Annotated in this window: 24 protein-coding genes; 2 read left to right on the forward strand and 22 right to left on the reverse strand. The window is 39.7% G+C overall.

Annotated elements, in window-relative coordinates:
* From ACHZES_RS06800 to hypB, 18 genes are all read right to left on the reverse strand, one after another.
* Positions 1 to 180, reverse strand: coding sequence for a hypothetical protein (locus ACHZES_RS06800; RefSeq protein WP_154521388.1), 180 nt, complete (start codon positions 178 to 180; stop codon positions 1 to 3).
* A gap of 604 nt (positions 181 to 784) precedes the next feature.
* Positions 785 to 1,078 carry a response regulator gene (locus tag ACHZES_RS06805; protein ID WP_404820343.1) on the reverse strand — a complete coding sequence of 98 codons (294 nt, stop codon included), beginning with the start codon at positions 1,076 to 1,078 and terminating at the stop codon, positions 785 to 787.
* Between the two features lie 82 nt (positions 1,079 to 1,160).
* Positions 1,161 to 1,598 (reverse strand): GNAT family N-acetyltransferase, encoded by a 438-nt coding sequence (locus ACHZES_RS06810; protein ID WP_395548449.1) that lies wholly within the window; start codon positions 1,596 to 1,598, stop codon positions 1,161 to 1,163.
* Positions 1,599 to 1,660: 62 nt separating this feature from the next.
* On the reverse strand, positions 1,661 to 2,518 hold the full coding sequence (locus ACHZES_RS06815; RefSeq protein ID WP_395548448.1) for a YitT family protein: 858 nt from the start codon (positions 2,516 to 2,518) through the stop codon (positions 1,661 to 1,663).
* 190 nt (positions 2,519 to 2,708) lie between these two features.
* Positions 2,709 to 3,323, reverse strand: a complete 615-nt coding sequence (locus ACHZES_RS06820; protein ID WP_404820344.1) for a FadR/GntR family transcriptional regulator — start codon at positions 3,321 to 3,323, stop codon at positions 2,709 to 2,711.
* A 152-nt stretch (positions 3,324 to 3,475) separates the two neighbouring features.
* Complete coding sequence (locus tag ACHZES_RS06825) at positions 3,476 to 5,578, reverse strand: ADP-ribosylglycohydrolase family protein (RefSeq protein WP_154521400.1); 2,103 nt, start codon at positions 5,576 to 5,578, stop codon at positions 3,476 to 3,478.
* A 62-nt stretch (positions 5,579 to 5,640) separates the two neighbouring features.
* Entirely contained in the window at positions 5,641 to 6,630 is a 990-nt protein-coding gene (locus ACHZES_RS06830) for an ADP-ribosylglycohydrolase family protein (RefSeq protein ID WP_242843042.1), read from the reverse strand.
* Positions 6,631 to 6,650: 20 nt separating this feature from the next.
* The gene (locus tag ACHZES_RS06835) at positions 6,651 to 8,126 is read right to left on the reverse strand and encodes an extracellular solute-binding protein (protein ID WP_154521403.1); all 1,476 of its coding nucleotides are present in this window, start codon (positions 8,124 to 8,126) and stop codon (positions 6,651 to 6,653) included.
* 61 nt (positions 8,127 to 8,187) lie between these two features.
* Positions 8,188 to 9,075, reverse strand: a complete 888-nt coding sequence (locus ACHZES_RS06840; protein WP_038277974.1) for a carbohydrate ABC transporter permease — start codon at positions 9,073 to 9,075, stop codon at positions 8,188 to 8,190.
* A 10-nt stretch (positions 9,076 to 9,085) separates the two neighbouring features.
* The gene (locus tag ACHZES_RS06845) at positions 9,086 to 10,006 is read right to left on the reverse strand and encodes a sugar ABC transporter permease (protein WP_154521408.1); all 921 of its coding nucleotides are present in this window, start codon (positions 10,004 to 10,006) and stop codon (positions 9,086 to 9,088) included.
* A gap of 17 nt (positions 10,007 to 10,023) precedes the next feature.
* The gene (locus tag ACHZES_RS06850; protein WP_154521411.1) at positions 10,024 to 10,344 is read right to left on the reverse strand and encodes a DUF4387 domain-containing protein; all 321 of its coding nucleotides are present in this window, start codon (positions 10,342 to 10,344) and stop codon (positions 10,024 to 10,026) included.
* Between the two features lie 19 nt (positions 10,345 to 10,363).
* The gene (locus tag ACHZES_RS06855; RefSeq protein WP_154521414.1) at positions 10,364 to 11,728 is read right to left on the reverse strand and encodes an acyclic terpene utilization AtuA family protein; all 1,365 of its coding nucleotides are present in this window, start codon (positions 11,726 to 11,728) and stop codon (positions 10,364 to 10,366) included.
* A gap of 122 nt (positions 11,729 to 11,850) precedes the next feature.
* Entirely contained in the window at positions 11,851 to 12,162 is a 312-nt protein-coding gene (locus tag ACHZES_RS06860; protein WP_154521417.1) for a PTS sugar transporter subunit IIB, read from the reverse strand.
* Positions 12,163 to 12,211: 49 nt separating this feature from the next.
* Positions 12,212 to 13,015 (reverse strand): alpha/beta fold hydrolase, encoded by an 804-nt coding sequence (locus tag ACHZES_RS06865; protein ID WP_154521419.1) that lies wholly within the window; start codon positions 13,013 to 13,015, stop codon positions 12,212 to 12,214.
* A gap of 168 nt (positions 13,016 to 13,183) precedes the next feature.
* Positions 13,184 to 14,236, reverse strand: coding sequence for a DUF5692 family protein (locus ACHZES_RS06870; protein ID WP_154521422.1), 1,053 nt, complete (start codon positions 14,234 to 14,236; stop codon positions 13,184 to 13,186).
* Positions 14,237 to 14,261: 25 nt separating this feature from the next.
* Complete coding sequence (locus tag ACHZES_RS06875) at positions 14,262 to 14,603, reverse strand: hydrogenase maturation nickel metallochaperone HypA (RefSeq protein ID WP_154521425.1); 342 nt, start codon at positions 14,601 to 14,603, stop codon at positions 14,262 to 14,264.
* A 19-nt stretch (positions 14,604 to 14,622) separates the two neighbouring features.
* On the reverse strand, positions 14,623 to 17,310 hold the full coding sequence (locus ACHZES_RS06880) for an FAD-dependent oxidoreductase (protein WP_395548447.1): 2,688 nt from the start codon (positions 17,308 to 17,310) through the stop codon (positions 14,623 to 14,625).
* A 69-nt stretch (positions 17,311 to 17,379) separates the two neighbouring features.
* The gene (gene hypB, locus ACHZES_RS06885; RefSeq protein WP_038277925.1) at positions 17,380 to 18,048 is read right to left on the reverse strand and encodes a hydrogenase nickel incorporation protein HypB; all 669 of its coding nucleotides are present in this window, start codon (positions 18,046 to 18,048) and stop codon (positions 17,380 to 17,382) included.
* 262 nt (positions 18,049 to 18,310) lie between these two features.
* Here hypB and ACHZES_RS06890 point away from each other — a divergent pair, with 262 nt between their 5' ends.
* Both ACHZES_RS06890 and ACHZES_RS06895 read left to right on the forward strand, forming a co-directional pair.
* Positions 18,311 to 19,012, forward strand: a complete 702-nt coding sequence (locus ACHZES_RS06890) for a FadR/GntR family transcriptional regulator (RefSeq protein ID WP_038277923.1) — start codon at positions 18,311 to 18,313, stop codon at positions 19,010 to 19,012.
* A gap of 99 nt (positions 19,013 to 19,111) precedes the next feature.
* A complete protein-coding gene (locus ACHZES_RS06895) occupies positions 19,112 to 19,993 on the forward strand; it encodes a polysaccharide deacetylase family protein (protein WP_395548446.1) in 882 nt (293 codons plus the stop codon).
* A 58-nt stretch (positions 19,994 to 20,051) separates the two neighbouring features.
* Here ACHZES_RS06895 and ACHZES_RS06900 read toward each other — a convergent pair whose 3' ends face one another.
* The 4 genes from ACHZES_RS06900 to ACHZES_RS06915 all read right to left on the reverse strand — a co-directional run bounded on the left by ACHZES_RS06900 (position 20,052) and on the right by ACHZES_RS06915 (position 24,569).
* Positions 20,052 to 20,963 carry a carbohydrate kinase family protein gene (locus ACHZES_RS06900; RefSeq protein WP_395548445.1) on the reverse strand — a complete coding sequence of 304 codons (912 nt, stop codon included), beginning with the start codon at positions 20,961 to 20,963 and terminating at the stop codon, positions 20,052 to 20,054.
* 1 nt (position 20,964) lies between these two features.
* The gene (locus tag ACHZES_RS06905; RefSeq protein WP_395548444.1) at positions 20,965 to 22,332 is read right to left on the reverse strand and encodes a 6-phospho-beta-glucosidase; all 1,368 of its coding nucleotides are present in this window, start codon (positions 22,330 to 22,332) and stop codon (positions 20,965 to 20,967) included.
* Positions 22,333 to 22,353: 21 nt separating this feature from the next.
* Positions 22,354 to 23,148, reverse strand: a complete 795-nt coding sequence (locus ACHZES_RS06910) for a carbohydrate ABC transporter permease (protein WP_395548443.1) — start codon at positions 23,146 to 23,148, stop codon at positions 22,354 to 22,356.
* 143 nt (positions 23,149 to 23,291) lie between these two features.
* Positions 23,292 to 24,569, reverse strand: a complete 1,278-nt coding sequence (locus tag ACHZES_RS06915; RefSeq protein WP_404820345.1) for an ABC transporter substrate-binding protein — start codon at positions 24,567 to 24,569, stop codon at positions 23,292 to 23,294.
* Between the last annotated feature and the right edge of the window lie 110 nt (positions 24,570 to 24,679).

Genomic DNA, 24,679 nt, shown 5'->3' on the forward strand with positions numbered 1-24,679 from the left:
TTATTTAGATAGTCGTCCATTTTCAATTAATTTTATCAAAGTAGATTTTGCAGCACCCCATAGGCCAAAAATTCCTATTGTTAATTGATTATACTTTTTGTTCTTTGCTATATTAGTAATAAGTCTTACATACGGTTCATAAAATAGCATATCTACTTCTGACGCATTATCCAACCACATAACAAACTCCTCCCAATATTTAACAAATGGCAATAAAGTACATTAGACGCAAGTTTAATGCCATTTTACCACTAGCCAAATATTTTTGCTATCATTTTCCTACTTTTTATAGTTTTAAGTATACTTTTATCAAAGAAAGACATACTTAATCTAACCCTGATTCCCTGACTCCCCTTTAATTTTTACAAAAATCAATATCTGCATCACTTTTTGGGGACGCATCTAAAAATCAGCTTTTGCATCAGTATTTTCGTAAAAAGGGGGGCCAAAATCGTGCTTTTTTGCTCCGATTTAAATCACAAGATCTTGTGGTTTATACCTATTTTTTGCTTTTTGATCCACTACGCTGCATTAGAACCACCGTCTCAACATGTGTTGAGTATGTGATTCTGATTCCTGGAAAGCGTGTTTATCCCTTGGCGTAATTGCTATCATTCTTTCCCAAATGGGCATCAAACTTTCTTTTGATGGCTCGTCTTCGTCCATTTCCTGCTTTTAGATTATACAATAAATTTTAAGATTTAGAGATACCTGTAGCGTCTTTAGAAAAAGAAGTGATTTTGCCAACGGTAAATACTTCCAACAGCAAAACTTTTGAGCACCATCAATCCAAGAACTTTATCCAATATGGTTTATGAAGATAAGCATTTACACCTGCTCTTAGAGCATATGTTTTTTTACTAATATCTATCTTAGAGGACAGCACTAAAATAGGAACTGGCTTGGTCTGTCGAATTGTCTGCAATAACTCTAAACCATCTATTTCCGACATAAGGATATCCATAATAACCAGGCAAAAAGACTGCTTAGTAAACAGTTCAAGCCCCTCGCGTGCAGAAAGAGTATAATGAACCTCTGTCGTTTCATTTTGAAGAGAGTATTTAATTTCCTTACACACTGATAAATCAGTATCAATAATTAATTTTTTACCTAATATCTACATATGATATACGATATACAAATCTCGCTCATACTTTAATTTATATTTTTCTATTCATAAACACAAGGTTTGAATTAATCTCATATCCATTTTTATTATAGAATCCTTCGGTCCTTGGATCTATCAAAGTAAGTAAATTAATAGCTTCTATCCCTCTTCGTTTCACATCCTGTTGAACCAAAGACAGCATTTTGCTTCCCAGGCCCATTCTGCTAAAATCAACAGAAATCACAAAATCCTGTATATGAAATTCTTTCACCCCTAAATAGGAAGTCATATATCCCATTAAAAACCCAACTATAGTTCCATCTTGGCGAGCTTCATATCCTATTGCCATGGGATTTTGAAGATAATCATTGATCCTCATACCAGCCATATCCAACGTCCACTCTTCATTCCAGGGTTCCATTCGAAAAGACTTTACATACAGTTCTAAGATTTCTTCCGAAACATTTCCCTGAATAATTTTCAATTCCATACTAAATCTCCCCTCATTGTAAAATCAATATAAATGATACCCGAACGGTACCGTTTAACAAATTATAAGTATTTTTTCCCTATACTAAATCCTCGGCCTCTTACCTCATTCACATGACTAATAATAACAAAGGCCTCGGCATCTATTTCATGAACCAGCTTTTCAAATTTAGATAAATCACTATTAGAAATAACAGTCAATAAAATATCCATCTCCCGCTCTAGATATCCTGATTTGCCATGCAAAAGTGTAACTCCTCGATCAAATCTCGAAATGATCGCATCTTTCATCTCCAAAGATTTGATACTTATTACTTTTATCTGTATTTTATTTGTGCCAACTAAAAGAAGTTTATCTAAAACAATGGAATAAATCATAACTAAAATAATGCCATAAAGAATTTTATCTTTATCACTAAAAGCCACCTGCAAAGCGAGTATGATACAGTCGCCTACGTATAAACTGACTGATACTGGAATATGCATATATTTGTTGAAAATCAAAGGCGGTATACTCATACCTCCAGTACTTGCCCCAACTCGGATCACAAGAGCAATCGCACTTCCTATACAAACGCCTCCAAATATTGTGCACAAAAAGATATCATCTGTAATTACAATATTTGCGAATAACTTCTGCAATACTTCCAAAGAAAACGGAAAAAATAATGTACTAATCAATGTAGTTAAAGCGAACTTTTTCCCCAGAACAAACAATCCAATCACAAACATAATTACATTAAAAGCTAATACAATACTTGATATAGGTAATCTTGTATAATGATTAACAGCAATTGCAATCCCCGTCGTACCTCCGGTAATCAACCCCGAAGGCATAATAAAAAACACAATTCCTACCGCATAAATAAAGTTCCCTAACATGATCGTTAAAATTTCCAGTGTTAATCTTCCTTTTTTCATCCTATCCTCCAAAAAAAAACACGTTTGCTAAGATTTTCCCTAGCAAACGTGGATCAAGGCTTGTGCCTAATATCTAAAAATTTATTTTTTATTATAATAACATAAGCACTTTAAAAACTCAACTACAATCGTAACTTTATTCAATAAGATCATTTATTATGAACGGATACCCGACGAGCCCATTTTACTCTCAATCGTTTTTAATATTTTGTAAAACATTTTCAAGATGGCTTACCACTGCTGCTTTTGCCTTATCTTTATCTCTTTCTTTAAGAGCCTTAATAATCTCACAATGCTCTTTATATATCTCTGGTCTGCGTTTCGTATTCTTAGTTGTATGGGCAACAACCTCATCAATGATATCATAATAGGAATCAATAAAATTCATAAATATCGCATTATGGGAAAGCTCTGCAAGACGATAGTGAAAATAGTGATCGATAGAACGTGCTCCTTTTTTCTTGTCTGTTTCTGAAATTAAATCATATAATTCTACAATCTCTTCATCCGATGCAGTATCAATGATCTTCTCTACGGTCCTTTGTTCTAAACAAATACGCATTTCAATTAAATCGCTATAAGTACCTTCTTTTAGTGTAATTCCCCCAGAAACATTCAAAACTTCCGAAATATTCGGATTAACAAAAGTACCCTCTTTCGGCTTTCTACAGATATAATTTCTTGCTTGTAATATCGTCAGGGCTTCCCTTAGAATTCCTCTGCTTACGCAGAATTCATCAGCCAGATCAAGTTCATTTGGTAATTTATCTCCAGGTTTTAAAGTACCGTCTTTTATCTGTTCCATTATAACCCGTACAACTTTATCTGATAGTCTTTCATTCTCAATTGGAGCAAAACCCATATTGATACCTCGCTTCATCTCTTCTTAACATTAAAAAGGTCTAACACACTAATTATACCTGAATTGATAGATAAGTCAACGAATTGCGCCGACCACTAAATCTCCATAATTTCAAAATCACCGAATAATGTTCTCCCCATGCCAATGGAACCACAGCCAAACATACCGTACCGGAAGCTGTCATCTTTAATATCTAATACCTTCTTATCATCTATGGACAAGGTAATCCAATCACCAACTGCTTCCAGAGTAAGTTTATAAGCAGTACCATGTTTCCAGGTAAAATCAGTTTCTATCAGTTTCTTAAAGCCAAAATCATTTTTATAAATTGCTGCTTTCCCCTCTTCAGAAAATCCGGCAATATATCCACGCATTGCACCTTGCGCACGGATTTGTAATAAGTGGCTTTCCCCATTGATCGGAGTAACCGGCACTGTCACCCTTACATCTTTTGAAAAATAATTACCGGCATAAGCAAAGGCTGGCTCACACCTCATGAGAGACAGCGCATCTCCATCTTTCCCCCAGGCTCCATGATCAACAGAAAATGGGGTAATTGTACCAAATTCCTTTCGCTGCTTTGCGATTTTAACCGTATACTTGCTTTTACCTGTAATAGAAAATTCATCTAAGTATAAGAGTCCCAGGGTTTTGGCTTTTGCAATGGAATAACCTTCGATTACAATACCTACTTCATCAATTAAATCCCCGTCTACCTCCGGTATCACAAAGGTTACGTCAATCCATTCTTCCTGCACTAATTTAATATATCCCTGTAAATGTTCTTTCTTATCGCTCATAGACCGAACATAAGGTGCTATCCCAAGTGTTTCCCAGCCGTTCCATTGATCCAGATAAAGCTTCATGGATACTATCTGCCCTGGGTATACCGTAGGTGTAAATACCGGCATATAACGCTCATCAGAAAATTCATCCCGGCGGTAAAAAGGTTTATAATACAGCTTACATTGATTCCCGCGTGTCATCCGATCGACTAATATCTTTAAAGACCCGCTTCCTTTATACGCTACATCGGTGGAATGGGTTGCAGTACAGTAAAATGAATCTGATATCCGCATATTATGAGTGGATCCCGGCAGTTCAAAATCAAAATGCACTTCTCCATCTTTTACACTATCAAGAAGGGATGCCGGGGCTTCCTCCTCAGCCAGTCTGTAGCCCAGCAGAGCAACCTCCTTCGCGTAAGTAGGTACATCCAGATTGTTTAAATAACCGGAAATACCAGATAGAATAATACCATCATTCATTGGCTTGCGATACCTTTCCGGCAGTCCTTCGATCCCACGCATAACCCCTAGCACGGTTCCTACGTTGCCTGCATTACAGTCTGTATCCCAGCCGCACATTGTCGCAATTTCAACGGTCTTTGCAAAATCTCCATTCCCATATACCATGGATAATGCACATACACCTGCGTTCGGTATAATATGGCAGACTCCGCCGTATTTATCGTAACCCCAATCACGTACCAGCATGTCATAACAGTCACGCCAATGATCATTTTCTTTATGAAAATCAAGTACTGCATTTACAACCTTTGCGTATAAGCTATGATCAGGGATTTGAGATAGGCCTACTTGAATAATTTCATGAATATCCTGGCATTGAAAAGCATGGGCAATGCATGCACAGAAGAAACGGGCACCGTAAATTCCTTCTCCGTCATGGGAAACACTGGCGGCACACTTCCCGAATTCGGCTGCTTTGGCCGGCTGGCACGGATTAACCAGTCCCCAGGTATCAATAAATATCTGGCCTCCAATCTGTTCTGCAAGTACTTGACCATTTTGATTCATCGACCCGGACTGCGGAGCCGGAATCCCATGCTTTAAGTTTAAATAAGCGGTATGCTCCGTACTGATGCCATAGCCGCCCCACCAGAACATGCCCACACCCTCACGGGCATAATTCAGCCATGCCCTGGCAACATCCTGAGGTTTTAAATTACCGTCTTTTGCATCATCGTATAAAGCACGAAGAAAATAGACCGGCCCATTTACATCATCATCTGCGGCAAAATTTTTAAAGTCTTTTACATAATCCGTGATTTCACCGTATGTGTTTAAAATACGTTCATACGTCCATATCGTTGGCTCTACAGGCGCCCCTAACCGAATACCAATATTCATCCCCAAAAATCCGGAATATACCTTTTCCAAATATTTATCAGGTATCATATTCTCATTCTCCTTTGATAACTATGACCTGTCTGTCAATCAGACAGACAGGTCATACGATATTATTTAATTAAGGCTGCTAATTTTGCTGCCCGGTCAAAGATATCAATTCCTTTTGTGAAACCTAAACAGGTTCCGGATGGATATCTGGTTTTCTGCAGCCACTTCTCCGGTATTCCTTTTGCACCGTATTTTGCTCCAAGAACTGCTCCTGCTACCGCTCCAATGGTATCTGCATCCCGTCCGAAATTGCCTGCGAGAATCAAACCTGATTTGAAACTGCTATGTTCTAATTTTAAGCATCCAAATACTTCCGGCAACGCCTCCGCCACCGTAGAACGGTGTGTGGAGAATAATTCATAATGCAATGGCATCCAGGCATCTGCAATATCACCCTTTGCATCATCCACGATCCGAAAGGCACGTAATAATGTTTCCTTAAACCAGGACTCTTCCGGCGCTGTTTTTAAAACAGCATCTAATATTTCGTCCATGGAAGCATCAACCATTGCCAGGGAAACTGCAACGGCAACGGCCTGTGCTCCCCAGACACCATCCATATGATGGCTTATGCTGGCATCAATTTCTGCCAATCTGGCTGCTCTTTCGGGATCACCAGCGCATAGAATCCCAATTGGACCGCTTCTCATGGCTGCTCCATCGCTTAAATAATAAGCATTAAATCTTCCTGATTCCGGCGGACGCATACCTCTCCGCAGATTATTGCATGCTTCCACCTCGCTGACACCGCCGCGTTTCAGTTCATCTTCTGTTGCTACATGTTTTAGCCACATATTAACTACATCTTCTGAAGTAAAGTCACCACCGGCTTTAATCATTGTTTCAGTCGTCAAAAGTGCAAATTCCGTATCATCCGTACTCCAGGAAGAACCTTTATTAAAATCCGTAGTGATTCCATAATCTCTTTGGTTTTCCGGACTTCTTGCAGCATCACCAAAGGAGTCACCGATCGCCAAACCACAGAGTGAACCGATTGCTTTATCCAGCGCAATTTCTTTATTTTGAATCAGATATTCTCTTGTTACCATCATACGTTCCTTTCTTTCCCCGGCTATTTCAGTATTGTGTTCGCGTATTCTGTAATTTCTGCTCCGCCTAATGCATTCCAATCTGTTACAAATTGATCGAATTCATCAATGGAACGGTTACCGCTTATTACATCGGCTGCAAATTCTATGTAAAGTGCCTGGCTTGCATCCCAGTTTGTTGCATATTCATCGGGTATAACAAATGCATTGTCAAAAGAAGAATAGGTGTTGACCATTTCTAAGGATTTAAGGGCTGCTTCGCTAAAATACGGAGTCTTACTTGATATAGGCGCATCAAAATTTGCAATTGATTCATGGAAACGAGGCCACCATTCCGATATTTTATCAGTTAATACAATTTCATTGTTCTCTATCTTGTATTCTTCGCCTTCGTAACCCAGTTTATCAAGAAGCTGACCTTCCTTACCGGCCATATACTCTAAGACTGCAAACGCAACATCCTTATGATCCGAATATTTGCTGATTGCCCAGCCGCGGGATTCCTTGCTGACATCACCGGGAGTATATCCTTGTGCTGCACCTTTTGCCGGCGGAAGAATAACTAACTTTGCATTTTCACCATTTTGTGTGACCATCTTATTATTATAAATATTAATGACACTGCCTTGGGTTCCGCTTACAACTCCAACTTCTCCATTATAAAAAGCACTTTCTTTTGTATCCCACTTTTTTGTTAACCATTCATTATCCAATAAGCCCTCTTTATAAAGCTCTGCATAAAATGCTAATTTTTCTTTTTCTGCATTTGAAACTTTCGCATATACATACTTATCGCCTTCTTTTATCCAGGTTGATTTGACCCCAAAGGCCACATTGAATACAGTATCCAACTCAGATATATCTCCGGGGACGGTAAATGCAGCTTTTAAATTGTTGTTCTCTTTTAACTCCTTAAAGAATGCTTTATAATTTTCTGCAGATGGATTATCTAAAAGTGCCTTACTTGATTTTGCTGCATCAAACCAGTCTTGTCTCACAACAGGGACTTTTATTCTATCCGGTGACAACCATAGAAGATAGGGATAGTTCGCTAATCTTTGATTGTTAAATGGCTGCATTAATGCTTTAATATTCGTTGAATTATTAACATATGGGTTCAAGTCTTCCAGGATTCCTTGGGTAATGGCAAATTGATAATCGCCGCCCTGGAAATACATCAGATCAGGAATTTCACCGCTTTGCAGCAACAGACTCATACTTTCCGAATAAGTTCCATCAGAGATCGGCGCCAGTTCAATATGTACTTCCCTGCCAAGATCTTTTGATACACCGCTGCTTACCGCCTCCAGAAATTTTACGGAAACTTCATCATCTGCTGACAAATCCTTTATTACTGCCTTAATTGTTACTGATGATGAATCATTCGTGGTATCCTGAGTGCTCGGTACAGTGGAACCGGAATCAATCTTTTTACCGCAGCCTGCCAGGGACAGTACTGCCATTCCCATAACTAATAAATACGAAATAGTTTTTTTCATTACATACCCTCCATTAATTAATATAATTTTTTCTATGCCTTCCCGCAAAGCAAACAATTATCTATTCTTTCACACCTCCTGACATAACACCATTGGTATAGTATTTTAGAATAACAGGATATAATAATAAAATTGGTACAACAGCCACTACAATGGTAGCAGCTTTTAAAGAACCGTTATCCAGTTGGGCAATATTATTATTCGCTAAAATATTGGCTGCACCCACAATTACCTGTGAATCGGAATTAACAACAAACTGCCTTAAAAGCACCTGTAAAACAGTGTGATTTTTGCTGGTTAAAAAGATACTGGATTTAAAAAATTCATTCCAGCGGAACACCGCATAAAACATTCCTACCGTAATTAAAGGGATTCTGCTTAAAGGAATCATGATCTTAAATAAGACATCAAAATGCCCGGCTCCATCAATTCTTGCAGCTTCCTGAATGGAAGCCGGAACTTCTTCCATAAATCTCATTAATATGATTAAGTAATAGACATTTACACTTCTATAAATGACCATGGAAAACAAATTATCCAATAAATGAATGTTTTTCATCAAAAAATATTCCTGCACAATACCCGGCTCAAATATCATCATTATAATAAAGAAATACATAAAGACTTTTTTACCAACCAGTCCCGGCCTTGTTAAAACATAAGCCGCACTGGCGGTCAATATAATATTTAAAAACACACCGGCAACTGTAATAAATAAAGAGTTCAGGATACTCCTGATTACAATAGGCTGTCCTAAAATAACCTGATAATTAACCGTGGAAAATCCTTTGGGCAGTATATCATATCCTTTCAGGCCATGAACTAAATCCGGTTGTGAAAGAGATCTTGCCAGGATATTCAATAATGGAACTAACATACATAAAGCTAAAAGCATCATAATAAAGCCGCATAGAAGTTTGCCAATTGATATTTTCTTTCTTCTTTTCATACTTTTCCTCCTACCATGCACCCTTACCAGTCAGCTTTTTAGAAAACAGATGGGTAGAAACAATTAAGAGTGTACCGATTACACCTTTAAATAAATTCGCTGCTGTTGCTAAAGAATACTGGGAATTTTGCAGGCCGATCCGATAAACATAGGTGTCTATGATATCAATCTTAGAATTAACCGCAGCATTGGTAAAGTTCAGCACCTGATCCAGACCTGCATTCATAAAGAAGCCGATATTCAGAATTAAAACGGTAACCATTGTTACAGCCAAAGCCGGCAAAACGATATTTCCAACAATCTGAAAACGGTTAGCCCCATCTATTTTTGCTGCTTCATATAGAGTTGGGTCAATCCCCATGATTGCCGTTAGATATACAATAGAATCCCACCCAATGGATCTCCAGGATTCTGATGCCAGCAGAACCCATCTGATCGATCCTTTACTTGTTAACAAATTTACTTTTCCAAAACCAAGATTGGACAAGACGCTGTTTAAAATTCCGGTAGAAGGAGATAAAAATTCAAACCATATTCCCGCAATTACAACCCAGGATAGGAAATGCGGCAGATAAGAAATTACCTGCACACTCTTTCGAAAAGGACCAGCCTTGAATTCATTTAGCATAATTGCAAAAATGATAGGCATCGGAAAAAACAGGAATATCTTCATCGCACTGATAATCAAAGTGTTTTCTAATATCTGTAAAAATACCGGAGTCGAAAATAACTTTATAAAATATGTAAATCCTACAAATACATTGTCACCCTTGATCCGGTAATCATAAAAGGCCAATTTCATACCAATGATCGGAATCACATGGAATACAAAGAAATATAGTAATGTGGGCAGTAAGGTAAGATATAAAACCCTGTCCCGCCAGATGCGCTTTAACTTTGATTGTGCCCCCCCGGCTTTTCGTTTTGCCATCACCCGACACTCCCTTTCTAAATAGTAACTATTAATTCACTTAAAGGTGCATGTTGTTGTGCCCCATAAACATCGGTATCGTAACAAGTACCTGAAGATATTTTTCTCGCAAATGTAATTTTAAACCCCAACGCCTTGTCATAAAAAACTATTTGTGTAATCTTATCCTCAGTCAAACGGTATAGATTACAAATCGTAATTTTATTAATCATATTACTGTCTTTTATTTTTTGATATATCACCGGATCATCAAAAAGTACGTCCAGAGTAATCTCAAAAGGTCCGCTGTTTTTTGAACGTATTACTTTCGCACAATCATATAACCTGCATTCCGCCATTTTTATCTCCTCCTTTCCATTACATATCCGGATATTCAATAGGAAACATCTGGCAGCTATCTTCCACTTCCATTAAGTGGTAAACGGAGAATTCATATACAGCACCAAATGAAATATCACTTGGGGCGAAAGGGAAAGCCAGATTTCCGGCCGTTGACTTTCTTCCGATATAACCATAATGAAGTAAACTGGATCGGAGTGAACCGCATACTGAATCAGCAAGTTCCTGAGACTTTGCAATTACCTCAAACACAATTCCGACTTCATGGGGTAATTCTTTAGACGGTTCTAACTCTCCCATTACCCCATTCATTCCATAATTAATAAAGTGAATCGTATAATCTTCCTCCGGTATATCTGAATAATACGTTCTGACCTGTTCTTCTGCAAGTCTTTCTATTTCCTCTAACTGTGATATCATAAGAGAATCTCTTACACCAGCTACCACAAAGGTTCTGTAGGCAACCTTCATGGCTCCCTCTAATTTAATACAGTAAGGACTTGATTCTTCAATCCTGCTTCCGGTTACAAATACACTCCTTTCATCAACTTGTTTAAATTCACAATCTTTTAAATTTAAAGTTATTCCCGGACCATGGAGGATATATGGATGATCTTTTTCATAAAATGTATGTGCTGCCACAGAAAGAGGAGTGCAGATTCTTTCATCAGATAATGGTGTAATCATGAATCCTTCCTCAGTTATGGTTCCAAGCATGCAATCTTTTGTAGTTCCAGGTACGGCACAAAGGGCTGCACACTCAAGAATCTTACCGGCATGGTATCCATAGCTTAACGGTAATCCGTGATACACGGCTACCGCCGCAAAGGGAGATGGGTCATAAGCCCTTCCGCAGATTATGATATCAGCTCCCGATTCCAATGCATTTACAATCGGCTCATGCCCCATCTGAGCCACAATACCATTGGTTAATTTAAGCCGTTCTTCCGTCAATTCTTTTACAGAAAGCCCCAACGGCTGAACTTTGCCATTATGTAATTTTTCTTTTACCACTTCCTTAGGAATATCCGCCCATATGATTGCTACTTTTTGTGATTGCAATGCTTGTTCCTTAAGAATTTCTTTTATAATATTCCAGGTCCATTCAACATGAACCCTTCCCCCGCTTCCTCCGGCTGACCCGATGATTACCGGGATCCCGGCTTTTGCCCCCTCCGTGATCATGATTTCCAAGTCTTTTTTACAGGCTTTTTCACTTACAATTGCCACTCCGGCACCTAATTTATGCGGTCCTGCATCGGTACTTCCCGCATCAACAACAATCGCATCCGGTTTATAAGACATTCCTTTTAAAAAAGAGGACTTGGGATATCCGTAACCTAGGATTCCACAGGGTGCCAGTATTTTTATTTCTTTCTTCATATGACCTCCAGAATTCTATGTACTATTAAAGCTCATAAGTCTAATGATTTAATTGTTTAACAATTAGATTATAGCACAATCATCCAACAAGTCAATGATTTTTAATCATTTTATATCCTTATTTACCAACCGTACTTTTCCGCCATATCATTAAATATTTTTTCACCTTTCATCATCCCATAGTCTTTCATATTCATAACCTCAACCGGAATATCCGGGTATTTTTTTACGATTGAATCCTTCATATATCCTACCTGGGGTCCGAGCAAAATCACATCACTGCCCGGAGCTGCCGACTGCAAACTATGAACTGAATAGGCTTCGCATTCTGTACCTGCATAGCCTTTCTTTTCTGACTCTGTGATAATTTTCTTACACAACATACTGCTTGACATACCGCCGGCGCAGGCAAGTGTTATTTTAAGTTTTTTCATATTTCTGCTTCCTCTCTTCCATTTGATTCATTAATTGCTTACTCTATTGTCAGTCCCGTCCCGCCTCATAAAGCTTCCACGCAACCATGTCCGGCCTTGTGAGAGTATCCGTAAAGTGGTCCCCGTCGCCGACAATAAGGCGGAACTGTCCAAGTCGTATCGACATGTGCGGATTCCAGCCGTAGCCCTCTCCTTGGGGTAATGCATTGTCTTGGAAAAAGTACACATAGCTTTTGGATATAGGCAGCCCAAAGAATGTTTTAAGGTCCAGCTTCTCAAAAAGCGGTTGGGCCGGTTCCGGAATGACGCGGGCATACAGCCATATGGCTTCTTCTAAGGTTGCCGTATTGACAAACAAATCCCGAAATATGGGAAATGGCAGCATAATCGTATCATCCTTCGATTCAGCCCGGAGTTGCTCGAATCCCTGTCGCGTTTGGGGCGGCATCTCATCGGCAACCGACTCTCCATCGTTCAATACGAACGCATCCCAGAATACAAGCCGCTTAATGCGGTCTGGCACCTGTTCTGCAACCTTTTGGATGACACTTCCTCCGAAGCTGTGCCCAACGAGAATGAAGTCACGTAGGTTCCGTTTTGTTATAAAATCAACGACTGACTTTGTTATCATCGCATGTGTAACCTCTTTATCCGAATCCTTGCCGTGGCCTGCGTATTCCGGCGTATATACGATATGCCCCTGACTGCAAAGCACTGCCGCTACCCTATCCCAGAATTGAGCATCAGCCCAAGAGCCATGAACAAGCACGAAAGTAAGTGGCTGCTGTGCTGTTAAATCATATCTTTCATCCGTTTCGAGTGCACCCCTTAAATTATTATAATTATAAGGCATAAGACTCTCCTTTCAATAACATAGTAACATATTAATTATCTTATAATATGTAAAAGCAACTTCCTTAATGAGTGTAATTGTCTGCCGGAATAAAAGTATGCTCCTTCCTAAGTGACAAGCTTTTTTATTTCACTTGTCAACCCAGAAGGGAGCATATCTAATTTTACATCACTCTGCCAAAGCCTTAATTTCCTGATACTTTTTATGATCCGAATATAATTCTCCGGTATATGGATTTCTGTTTGTCTTATGCATTCTGTGAATCATATAGACAAATACTCCGATATTTGCAAGAAGAGCAAGCAAACTCATGACAAATAAAAACGTAGTATCCGGTGATACACCTGCCACCGGTTGGATTCCTATTCCGGTCAATACCGTGTACCCGTCAGGAGAAAGCATTCCTTCCCGTATTGCTGCTTCTGCAATTGCCTTACTGGATCTGGAGTGCACCAGAAAACGGCTGGCATCCTGAAATGCCGGAAATGTCTGGGCAAACATGCACCACAGAGCCAGAGTCTGGGCACGATGCTGCAGCCATGCCCCCTTACCAATTGTAAATGCACAGATTGTAGGGGCCAGTAAAAGTGCTAATCCACAATACCATGCGTGAGTGGGAAGGCAGTTATAGGTATAAGCAAAATTCCACAAATCATAAGCAATAATCCAGAACCACATCATATCAGGCCAAAGCATATCCTGGCTTTTATCCTTACTGGTCTTCTTTCGAATACAGATGCCAAACCAGCCTGTAATGGTTACAATATTTAAAAGACCTGCAATTCCATTCATGACATTCCATGGGCCGCCGATATAGTACTGAACCTGATTGTTCATATACTCCATAACCGGTGTCACATACTGGCTTACTTCAAAATCCCGGAAACAGGCTTCCAGGATATTGACAGCCAGAATCAAAGGCGGGAAACACAACGCAATTTTATTATGCTGTAGCTTCTTGATATGGCGGATACACCAAAAACCAATACAGCCCGCCGTAGAAGAATAAACCTTTGCCAGATGAAACCAGTCCATATAAGAAGTATCCTTTAACGTCGTCAACCATAAGACTGTTAAAATAACCGGAAGGACAACAAAACAGGCAAACCCCACCCATTTAAAACGGCGGCTCAATTCATTTGCGGCAAACAACGATAAAAACACACCAAGCCATACCAGTAACACCAATATTGCAGGAACACTTTCTGAAAACACAAACATACTCATTCCTCCTTGTTTAACACGCTTACTTGCACACGATTTCCTTAATGATCATGTCATCGCCCTCCAGGATTTCCATATCATGACTGCCGCAGTCAGGGCAATTTAAATCACTGTACACGGCATTAAATACCCTGCCACAGCCTTTGCATTTCACAATACCGGGAATGACGATAAGCTCCAGCTCTGTTTTTTCCATAAAAGTCTTATAGGAGGCGGCGGGCCAGCTTTGCTCTAAGTATCTTGGCACGATACCGGAAAGCTCGCCAACTTCGATGACAAGCTTATGAACCTCAGATAGGTTCTGCTCCTTTACGATACGCTCTATGGTGTGGACCATAGAGTTCAATACACCAAGCTCATGCATTGTTACCTCTCCTATCTCGTCAGCTTCTTACAACGCTTTCTTTGAGGGCGGTTGCAGCAATCTTTCCGGTACGTACAATTGCGTTGGCAGCAATCTTTACAGGAAGTTTTTCATAGGTATTGGGAACCGTGTTATAGGTGCGCTCCAGATGAATTGCATCAAATTTACATTTGGTCGTACACATTCCACAGCCAATACACATATAACTGTCGATCTCTACCGCCCCGCATCCAAGGCAGCGTTCCGTCTCTTTCTTTAACTGTTCCTCGGTGAAGGTCATACGTTCATCATAAAAGCTGCCCTTTTTCTCAGGTGAATGGCCTGGTCTCTGGCGGGGAGTCGTATCAAAATCCAGTACGCCGACAGCAACGTTATTCTTATCAAAAGCATGGTATTCCCGGCGGTCACGGCCAAATACAAGCGACTGTCCCGGCTGTACATAACGATGAATCGAGATTGCACCTTCTTTTCCGGCTGCAATGGCATGGATCGCAAATTGGGGTCCGGTAAAACAGTCACCGCCCACAAAAACGTCCGGTTCCGAAGTCTGTAAGGTCAAACTATCAGCTTTGGCAGTACCACCGCGTCCAAGCTCAACTTTACTTTCTGAGAGAAGTCCGCCCCACTCGATGGACTGGCCAATGGAAAGCAGCACAGTATCAGCTTCAACGATGATGGTATCAGTTTCATCGTACGTTGGAGCGAAACGCTGGTCTGCATCGAATACACGGATGCAGCGCTTAAATTCCACACCGGTCACCTTTCCGTCTTCTGTCAGGATGCGCTTAGGGCCCCAGCCATTATGAAAGGATACTTTATCTTCCTCTGCCTCTGCGATCTCATCTGGTAGTGCCGGCATTTCACTGGGACTTTCCAGACAGTAAAGATCAACAGCATCAGCCCCCTGTCTTACCCCTGTACGGGCTACGTCAATTGCTACATTTCCGCCGCCGATTACAACTACATTACCGGAGAGCTCTGCCTTTCTTCCAAGGTTTACATTACGAAGGAACTCAACGCCGGAGATAACACCCTCAGCTTCTTCCCCTTCAATACCAAGGCTTCTGCCACCTTGTGCGCCGATTGCCAGATAAAATGCTTCATAACCTTCTTTGCGAAGTTCATTAAGAGTCACATCTTTTCCGACTTCAATTCCGGTTTTAAAGGTAACGCCCATCTCACGCAGAACATCTATTTCAGCATTGAGAACCTCCTTTTCCAGGCGGAAGGATGGAATACCAAGGGTAAGCATACCACCAAGTTTTTCTTCCTTTTCAAATACCGTTACCTGATAACCATCAATTGCCAGGTAATATGCACAGGAAAGACCGGAAGGACCGGAGCCGACTACCGCGATTTTATTTCCAAGGTGATAACGCATAGGCGGGATATAACGGATCGAGCCATCCAGCTCTTTGTCTGCAATAAATTTTTTGATTTCATCGATGGAAACCGGTTCATCAATATCACCGCGGGTGCATTCGCTTTCACAGCCATGTGGACAGATACGTCCGCAGACAGCAGGGAAAGGATTTTCTTTTTTTATCAGCTCCAATGCTTCATGGTAGCGGCCGGAAGCAGCAAGCTTTATGTAACCTTGTACGGAGATATGCGCAGGACAGGCAGTTTTACAAGGAGATGTACCTTCTTCCGTAACATCTTTACGGTTCTCACGGTAATCCACATTCCAGTTGCTTTCTTTCCAGATATGATCACGTGCGGTAGGTTCTGCTTTTATGGTAACAGGTGTTTTGGAACAGAGCTTTTGGCCAAGCTTTAATGCATTAACAGGACAGTTTTCCACACACTGTCCGCAGGCTACACAGTTCTCCTTTGATACCTTTGCAGTGAAGTTGGAACGTATGGAATCTGGAGTGTTAAAAAGTGTTGCAAGACGCAATGAGAAACAGGAGCAGCCACAGCAGTTACAGATTGCCGCCGATTCACCAAGACCGTCGGTATGGGGCATTTCATGCATCAGGCCGTTATTCTCTGCAAATTTAAGAATTTCCTTTGCTTCTTCCCGTGTAATCTGGCGGCCCCTGCCTGTTTTTATATAATATTCAGCACCTTCCCCCATCTGAATACAGATATCTTTTTCCAGATGACCGCAGCCCTCATCCAAAACTCGGCGTGACTGGCGGCAGGAGCAGTCAGATACCGTGAACGTATCATATTTATCCAGGTAATAGGAAAGACGTTCCCAGGGTTGTGTACCGGGAATATCCTTGATGGCCTCTTCTACCGGAATGACACGCATCATTGCCATGCCTTGAGGAAATTTTGCTGCCATAGGCGCAAGACGCAGTCTGGTATATTCTTCAAAGGCCTTCCCGATTTCCGGATGTTCGTTAAGCTGTTCCCGGTTATTTACCATCATTTCTAACATACCTGGGGCAAATATATTCACAAAAAACCGCTCTTTATGATCCTCCTTATCCTTCCACACTTTGGCGACACCTGTGTAGGCCAGCTGCTCTAAGAGGGTCTTCGTCTCTTTTTCACTCTTTCCAGAGCGCTTAGCGATATACTCGAAGGTACGGGGTTTACGCAGCCCGATAATCATCGCAATATCAGCCATATCATCTGTTACAACACAGTTTAGAGCATAGTATTCGGGAGAATTTTCATCGATTTTGTTCATAGCTCCGGCGATGCCGCCTACCATTTTTGCCAGTTTTACAATTTTAGGTCTTAATTCACTCATAATTTCCTTCCCTCTCTTGTTTTACGCATTTGAAGTTTATGGATACTTTTTATGATAGTGATACGTTTGTTATTCACACCAGGATTTTACTGCATTGCTTAACCAGTCGGTCCATTCCTTTATCCCCTCATCTTTTAGGGCACTGATTGGAATGATAATCGCGTTGGGATTACGAAGTCTGATATTCGCTTTGCATTTTTCCATATCAAAATTAAAATAAGGCATTACATCCATCTTATTGATCAGTATCACATCGCAAATAGAGAACATCAGCGGGTACTTAAGAGGTTTGTCATCTCCTTCCGGTACGGAAAGGATCATCGCATTTTTTACTGCGCCGGTGTCAAATTCTGCAGGACAGACCAGGTTGCCCACATTTTCTAATATTACAAGGTCAAGACCGTCTGTATTAAGACCCTCCAATCCCTGGCGGGTCATTTCCGCATCCAAATGGCACATACCACCGGTATGCAGCTGGATGGCCTTTACACCAGTTTGCTGTATGGTACGGGCATCCACGTCAGAATCAATATCTGCTTCCATAACACCAATATGAATGTCGTTTTTCAGCACATTGATCGTCCGGGTCAGAGTCGTGGTCTTACCGGCACCGGGACTGGACATTAGATTAAGAAGAAAGACCTTCTTCTCCTTTAATTCTTCACGAAGCTTTTCAGCTTGTATGTTGTTGTCAGCAAAGACACTTGTTTTTATCTCAAGAACTTTAAAATCTTCCATGTGTCGCGCTCCTTTCTTTCCATCCTTCTTTATTCCACTTGTTGTCTTAAATACCACCTTTTGGCATTTTCTCTGGTTCAGCCAGTTGAAGTGATTAGTTTATTTTTTAACAATATTATTATAAAATATTCCATAGAAATTAGCAATATTGCAAAAAATTATTGTCATTATTACTTATTTATTTGTTGAGTTTTAGTAAGAATGTATGATAAAATAGTATTGATTTCTGGTATGACCAGAGCCAGATCAAGGGGGAGAGACGATGGAATTTCAGAAACTTAGCGCTTTGAGCTTAAAAGAAATGTTTATTTGTCAGATTCGTGACATGATTTTATCAGGGCATATTCCGGTTGGAAGCAAATTACCTCCGGAAAGGGAGATTGCGAAACAGATGCAGGTGAGCCGTGCAGTGGTTAACAGCGGATTTGCAGAACTTGAAAAACAGGGTTTTTTAGAGGTGCATCCAAGGCAGGGGGTATTTGTAGCAGAATACGGCAAGTACGGAAATATCAATACCCTAAATGCAATTATGGAATATCACGGAGATACACTTGGTCAGGCAGATATTTACTCAATCCTTGAAGTACGCCGGGCGCTGGAACATCTGGCAACGGATTCGATTATAAAGAATTCATCGAATGAGGATATTCTTGGATTGGAAGGATTATTAGAGGAAGTTGCAAATGCAAAATCCATTGAAGATACGATTTCAGCCACTTTTTCTTTTCATCACAAACTATCGGTTATCAGTGGAAACAGTATTATCCCTTTAATTTACATATCTTTTAAACCTGTTGTAACACAGCTTTGGAAGCGTTTTTGTCTTCGCTATGGGAAGGAGGCACTATACGACAGCACACTTTGTCTGTATAAATGCATCAAAGAGCGTGATGTGGAGGCGGCAAGAAGATGTACTGATAAACAGCTGGATGAAGCCTTGGAAGGTGGGCATAAGATATATTAAGCGGATACATTAAGAGGGTTCGGAAAAGGATCCTCTAAAATATGAATTAATTCATAGTTTCGGCATATATTTGTTATAACAAAATATAAGGGCATAATTATGGACCGAATAAAAAAATATAAAAGTATTCTAAAGAATATGATATTGATCATCACTTACTGCCTATTATCTGTTTCTATCATCAAAAGTATATATAAAATCCATGTGGTCTCTTCTACAGAACCGGTTGATGGGATTTTAGTTCCGATTATCATGTATCATCAAGTAAAAAATAGTGGTTTTGGCAATGATGTCATTAGTCCCAAAGAATTTGAAAGTGATCTAAAGTATTTAAAAGAAAATAATTACAATACTATAACAATGACACAATTAATCGATTATGTTAATGATAAAAAGGAATTACCCCAGAATCCTGTCGTACTTTCTTTTGATGACGGGTATCTAAGTACCTATTTAAATGTTTATCCTCTAGTGAAAGAGTATAATATGAAAATCGTTTTATCTGTAATTGGTAAAAGCGTGGATGACTTTTCGAAAGTTTGCGATGAAAATATTAATTATTCTCACGTAACATGGGATGAAGTAAAAGAAATGCAGCAATCCGGACTGGTTGAAATACAAAGCCATTCCTATAATTTACATAAAATTTCTAATGGACGCTATGGATGCTGCAAAATGTCTGATGAACCATTGGAACAATTTGAAGAACTTTTCACGAATGATTTAAATAAACTGCAGGAAGAAATTTTGTCTGCGACGGGGAATAGTCCAAATACCTTTACCTATCCATATGGAAAATATAACGATGAAATAGAAACCATCGTTAAAAAACTAGGTTTTAAGGCGACCCTGACTTGTAAATTTGGGGTGAATGTGATAGATCATGATCCCGAAACTTTATACAGTCTAAAGAGAATACGCAGAGCCCATAATCAGAGTATTAAAAAAATGATAAAAGAAGGAATGGACACTGTGAAATAACTTACAGTAAACCTCCAAACTGATGTAAGATGCATTATCAGTTTGGAGGTATTTTATTTCACCTGATTTTATTACGATGTTTTTCTGCTATCTCTAATAATTCCTTCTCATTTACGTAACGTGTTAAACAGCCAATCCCTTCTACACATAATCCGCCGGTTATGTTACCAAACAGTATGGCATCTTTCACGTCATAGTTATGATATAAACCATAAATAAAACCGCTTAAAAATGCATCTCCTGCTCCTGTAGCATCTACCGCTTTAATATTCTCTAAGGGCGGAATGATATGTGTGGTATCACCTTCTACCAGCATACAGCCGTTCTTGTCAAGTTTAATAATAACCTGATCAAAATATTCTTTCAGTTTCTCCGCGGCATCCTGCAAATTATTTGTTTTCGTAATCTCTAATGCTTCTTTTTGATTTGGCGTAAAATAATCTGCAAGCTTAAGATACTCCGAATATTTTTCTAAAGACATTCCGTCTTCCCAGCCCACATCAAAAACCAGTATGGTACCATCCTCTTTTAACCGCTTATAAACTTCTAAATACCCCAGTTGCATATCAGCTATTTTTGCACCTTTTAGTTTATCGTATATTTTATCCTGATCTTCTTCATAAAGTGTAAAGTGATTGCGATAAGAGATAAAGGTACGATCCCTTTGTGTTGTGATTATAGAAGTTATGGCCACGGGCATACCGCTTCCATTGTAAATATTATGATACGATGTATGATAGCGTTCTAACTGAGTTTTTGCATAATTGGAAAACATATCATCTCCTAAGAAGGTACATAGCTCAGTAGGAACTCCAAGGCGTGCCAGGTTAATCATCGTTGCCGGAATCCCCCCACCTAATTGAATATCAAATTCCTTGGAATATATTTCTTCCCCTTCATTGGGAATTCTCTCAATTCCTGTATAAAGGATATCCACATTAATCATTCCGACTCCTGATACGTGCTCCATCCTACTTCCACCCCTTAATATATTCTGTATTGATGCTTAAGTATTGTTCCATTAAGGCCTTAGCCAGGGAATAAGAATTTACCAGCGGATGCAGCATGAGGCAATCCACTGCTTCCTTTTTATCCCGATTTCGAATAGCGGAAGAAGCCAGTCTTTCATAAGACTTTACTCTTCTTATTAACTCCATTTGAAGTTCACCCGGTTCTTCAATCTTGTGAGGAATATAACCATCTCTGGTAATGGTACAGCTGATTTCAACCACATCCGTATCCTTTAATCCTTCAATCGCCCCATTGTTGGGAACACAAAGAATCATGTCTTTTGGCTCTCCAGATAATTCTGCTTCAATATATTTTAAAGCGACCCCAGCATAGCCACCGTTATCTTTCTCATTTATATCAAACTTAAAAGAAGGTTTATGGCTTTTGATTCCCGTTTCATTCGCCATATAAGCGCTCTCTCTTTTGTCATACCATTGTTCATATACCTTTAAACAATGATCAAAGTCACCTTCTATATCCATCTTAGATAATTCCTCTGTCATATGTATATTAATGTCTTTGATTACTTCACCTCTCGTTACGTTTGCTGCAAGAATATTGGCTATGGCTTCCTCACGATAATAGAAGTAATATAAATATTCATTTAAGATACAACCCAAATGCAACGCTAATTCTTTCTCAAAAAACCTCATATCCGTGGACTCATATACACGGTCATCGACTAGTAAATCCGGCATAATTTCTTTCCCGTTTAACTGAATGCTCTTAAAGAAGGAAAGATGATTCAGTCCATAACACTCTCCTGTCATTTCATCCTGGCTGACTCCGTATAGTTTCGCAAAGGAATGCAGCAAACCGCTAGGTGCATCACAGATTCCATAAGTAAAATCAAATCCCATATCCCTTAAAGTCTGGGAGACTACTCCCGCAGGATTGGTAAAATTAAATACTTTCACCTCTTTTTTTGCATGTTCTTTGATTAGCTCACAGTATTTTACCAAAGCAGGAACGGAACGCATTGCAAAAGAGAAACCTGCCGCACCGGTTGTCTCCTGCCCTAATAAATCATAGGAAAGGGCTATCCTTTCATCTTTCACTCTCATGTCATCTTCTCCAACACGTATGGTAGTAATGACATAGTCGGCATCTGTTACTGCTTCGACAGGATCAGTTGTAAGAGCAAATGTAAGAGAAGGATCAATTCTTTTTGCAACTTCTCTTGCCATTTTTCCATAGATATTTAATTTTTTCTTATTATTATCCATGAACACAAGATCCGTGATTCCTAATCTTTTCGCATTCTGGGACAGACTCTTAGCAAGAAACATGGAGCGAACCCCGCCGCCACCTATTACAGTAATCTTCATTCTTATTCTCCTATCTTTTTATTAATAATCTGACTCACTCATACGGAACAATTTATTAATTGCAAAAACAGCAAAGATTCCCAGGATAATCAGTAAAACTCCCATCATATTCGCATATCCATAATTATTATCTGTCAACGAGGTTTTATATAGATATAAGGGCAGATTAAGGGTAGTATCGCCAGGTCCGCCGTTGGTGGTCAGATAAATCAATTCAAATTCTCTTAACATACTGGTTGCTGATATAATTACACAGGTTCCAAGAATTGTCCGTACCAACGGAAGCCTTATTTTAAAATCAATTTGTAAACCGGAGGCTCCGTCTATTCTCGCCGCTTCCAGTACGTCTTCAGGAACAGACATAACACCTGCCAGAACAAGTATCATAACAAGACCTGCATACAACAGCCAGCTCCAGGTCACGGTAAGGAACGCTGAGTTCTGATCAAAGTACCAATTTTTAGAAAACGTACTCCCGGATAAAGTACTGATCATGGAATTAAGCAGTCCATATTTGGGGTTAAATACATTTAAAAAGATAACGCCTAAAGCAGCTGCCGATATAACATTTGGAATCATGAATATCGTTCTTAAGATCTTCCAGCCTTTTATTTTACGGGATAGTATAAATGCAGTAACTGTACCGATTCCGACGTGGACAGTGGATTGGAGCAAAGCCCATATTCCAGTATTTTTTAATGCCTGATGCATTCTTGTATCATTTACAAACGCCTCGATATAATTGTGAAGACCAACAAAATGAAAAACTCCGCCTGATTTCCATTCACAGAATGAGGTTACAAATACAATTCCCATGGGTATTAGATAAATTAAAGCAAACAACAGGATACAAGGTAATAAGAAACATACCATCATTCTTTTTTTAACGCGCAATCTCTGTCACCTCTATTCTTCTTTCCCCTGCCGGTAAAGGCAGAGGAAAGAGTTGATATTGTCTATTAATTTTTCTCTGCTGCTTTGGTTAAAGCGGTTGCAAATTCTTCCGGAGTTATTTGTCCCTGGGCAAGGAGCGGATACTGAATGCTTATCTCATCAACCACATTGGCATACCATAAACTCTGGAAATCATTAATATTTCTGGCTGCCTTGTTACTATTTTCTATAACTTCAGTTACAAGTGGATAAATGTTATCGGAAGTTACGTTAACCTCAGCCGGAATTTCTCCTGTCATTTCCAACATTTTTAGCTGGCTATCCGCAGATGTCATAAATTTAACAAAGTCAAGAGAAGCTTTTAATTGTTCTTCTGATTTGGATGCAATATTAAAACCAATCTTTCCGCTGTTATACATGACATCGCCCGGGAACATTGCTGTTCCGATCTTATCCGAAAAACCTTCTTCTACCATGTTCGCATCATAGAAATCACTGATCATCCAAGGTCCATTTGCTATGATTGCTGTCTGTTCCATAAAGAAGTTACTTGCTCCGTTCTCATATTTTCCGCCAACTGCATCCTGAGTCGTATAGTTCTGGAACAATTTTTGAATCATTCCGGCTGCATCTATGAATTCCTTGGTATTATAGTTTTTAGGAAGTGACGTATTCATAAACGTTTCGCCTTCGTCATCGGAAGCAATCATGGCGCCTAACAGCAATGAAGTCAGCCAGCCTGAATCTGCTGTATCCATGGATACCGGCGTAATACCTGCTGCCAATAATTTGTCACACTGCGCAAAGAATTCATCCCAGGTTTTCGCTGGTTCTTTGATTCCCGCTTTTTCAAAAAGATCCTTGTTATAGAAATATCCAATGACCTGTCTGGAATATGGAATGCCATAGATGCTTCCGTCTCTTGAATTTACATCCCAGCATACTTCACTGATCGATTTTTTCCATTGATCGTCCACATAAGGCGTCAAGTCAACCATCTGATCTTTCATTGAATCGATCAGGTTATAGCCTCCTGTACTAATTACATCCGGTAAGGATTTGGAGGAGTATAAAACCTTTATTTTATCCACATAAGCCTGATCACCGGCAATCTCTTCTACCACCACCTTATATTTATCCGAATATTGTTCATTAAATGCTTTTAAACGATCATTAAACCATTCTGTACTTGAACTAACTCCAACCCAGGAAGTAGGAAAATTAATTTCAATTATCTTACCAGATACGTTGCCGCCATCCGATACCTGTGTATTGCCGGTATTGGATTTGTTTCCGGTTTCTTTGTTTTTTGCCCCACACCCTGACAACATACTTATAGCCATAACCCCGATTAGTAGTACCCCTACTACTTTCCTAAAACCTCTTTTCATCATAAATCCCCTTTCTTTGATACATTATATTTGAGACACCATCGTGCCTAAGCACCATTCAC

Origin of the sequence: Lacrimispora sanguinis (genome assembly GCF_044987295.1) — a bacterium.
GTDB lineage: Bacteria > Bacillota > Clostridia > Lachnospirales > Lachnospiraceae > Lacrimispora > Lacrimispora celerecrescens_B.

Bases quoted from the DNA above. Each gene is read 5' to 3' on its own strand.
- ACHZES_RS06840 (WP_038277974.1), bottom strand. From the start codon at position 9,075: ATGAAAAGAAGAAAGAAAATATCAATTGGCAAACTTCTATGCGGCTTT.
- ACHZES_RS06860 (WP_154521417.1), bottom strand. From the start codon at position 12,162: ATGAAAAAACTTAAAATAACACTTGCCTGCGCCGGCGGTATGTCAAGC.
- ACHZES_RS06905 (WP_395548444.1), bottom strand. From the start codon at position 22,332: ATGAAGATTACTGTAATAGGTGGCGGCGGGGTTCGCTCCATGTTTCTT.
- ACHZES_RS06895 (WP_395548446.1), top strand. From the start codon at position 19,112: ATGGACCGAATAAAAAAATATAAAAGTATTCTAAAGAATATGATATTG.
- ACHZES_RS06820 (WP_404820344.1), bottom strand. From the start codon at position 3,323: ATGGAACAGATAAAAGACGGTACTTTAAAACCTGGAGATAAATTACCA.
- ACHZES_RS06855 (WP_154521414.1), bottom strand. From the start codon at position 11,728: ATGAAGAAAGAAATAAAAATACTGGCACCCTGTGGAATCCTAGGTTAC.
- ACHZES_RS06815 (WP_395548448.1), bottom strand. From the start codon at position 2,518: ATGAAAAAAGGAAGATTAACACTGGAAATTTTAACGATCATGTTAGGG.
- hypB (WP_038277925.1), bottom strand. From the start codon at position 18,048: ATGGAAGATTTTAAAGTTCTTGAGATAAAAACAAGTGTCTTTGCTGAC.
- ACHZES_RS06830 (WP_242843042.1), bottom strand. From the start codon at position 6,630: ATGATGGTAACAAGAGAATATCTGATTCAAAATAAAGAAATTGCGCTG.
- ACHZES_RS06850 (WP_154521411.1), bottom strand. From the start codon at position 10,344: ATGGCGGAATGCAGGTTATATGATTGTGCGAAAGTAATACGTTCAAAA.
- ACHZES_RS06810 (WP_395548449.1), bottom strand. From the start codon at position 1,598: ATGGAATTGAAAATTATTCAGGGAAATGTTTCGGAAGAAATCTTAGAA.
- ACHZES_RS06845 (WP_154521408.1), bottom strand. From the start codon at position 10,006: ATGGCAAAACGAAAAGCCGGGGGGGCACAATCAAAGTTAAAGCGCATC.
- ACHZES_RS06825 (WP_154521400.1), bottom strand. From the start codon at position 5,578: ATGATACCTGATAAATATTTGGAAAAGGTATATTCCGGATTTTTGGGG.
- ACHZES_RS06875 (WP_154521425.1), bottom strand. From the start codon at position 14,603: ATGCATGAGCTTGGTGTATTGAACTCTATGGTCCACACCATAGAGCGT.
- ACHZES_RS06835 (WP_154521403.1), bottom strand. From the start codon at position 8,126: ATGAAAAAAACTATTTCGTATTTATTAGTTATGGGAATGGCAGTACTG.
- ACHZES_RS06890 (WP_038277923.1), top strand. From the start codon at position 18,311: ATGGAATTTCAGAAACTTAGCGCTTTGAGCTTAAAAGAAATGTTTATT.
- ACHZES_RS06800 (WP_154521388.1), bottom strand. From the start codon at position 180: ATGTGGTTGGATAATGCGTCAGAAGTAGATATGCTATTTTATGAACCG.
- ACHZES_RS06870 (WP_154521422.1), bottom strand. From the start codon at position 14,236: ATGTTTGTGTTTTCAGAAAGTGTTCCTGCAATATTGGTGTTACTGGTA.
- ACHZES_RS06915 (WP_404820345.1), bottom strand. From the start codon at position 24,569: ATGGCTATAAGTATGTTGTCAGGGTGTGGGGCAAAAAACAAAGAAACC.
- ACHZES_RS06880 (WP_395548447.1), bottom strand. From the start codon at position 17,310: ATGAGTGAATTAAGACCTAAAATTGTAAAACTGGCAAAAATGGTAGGC.
- ACHZES_RS06865 (WP_154521419.1), bottom strand. From the start codon at position 13,015: ATGCCTTATAATTATAATAATTTAAGGGGTGCACTCGAAACGGATGAA.
- ACHZES_RS06900 (WP_395548445.1), bottom strand. From the start codon at position 20,963: ATGGAGCACGTATCAGGAGTCGGAATGATTAATGTGGATATCCTTTAT.
- ACHZES_RS06910 (WP_395548443.1), bottom strand. From the start codon at position 23,148: ATGGGAATTGTATTTGTAACCTCATTCTGTGAATGGAAATCAGGCGGA.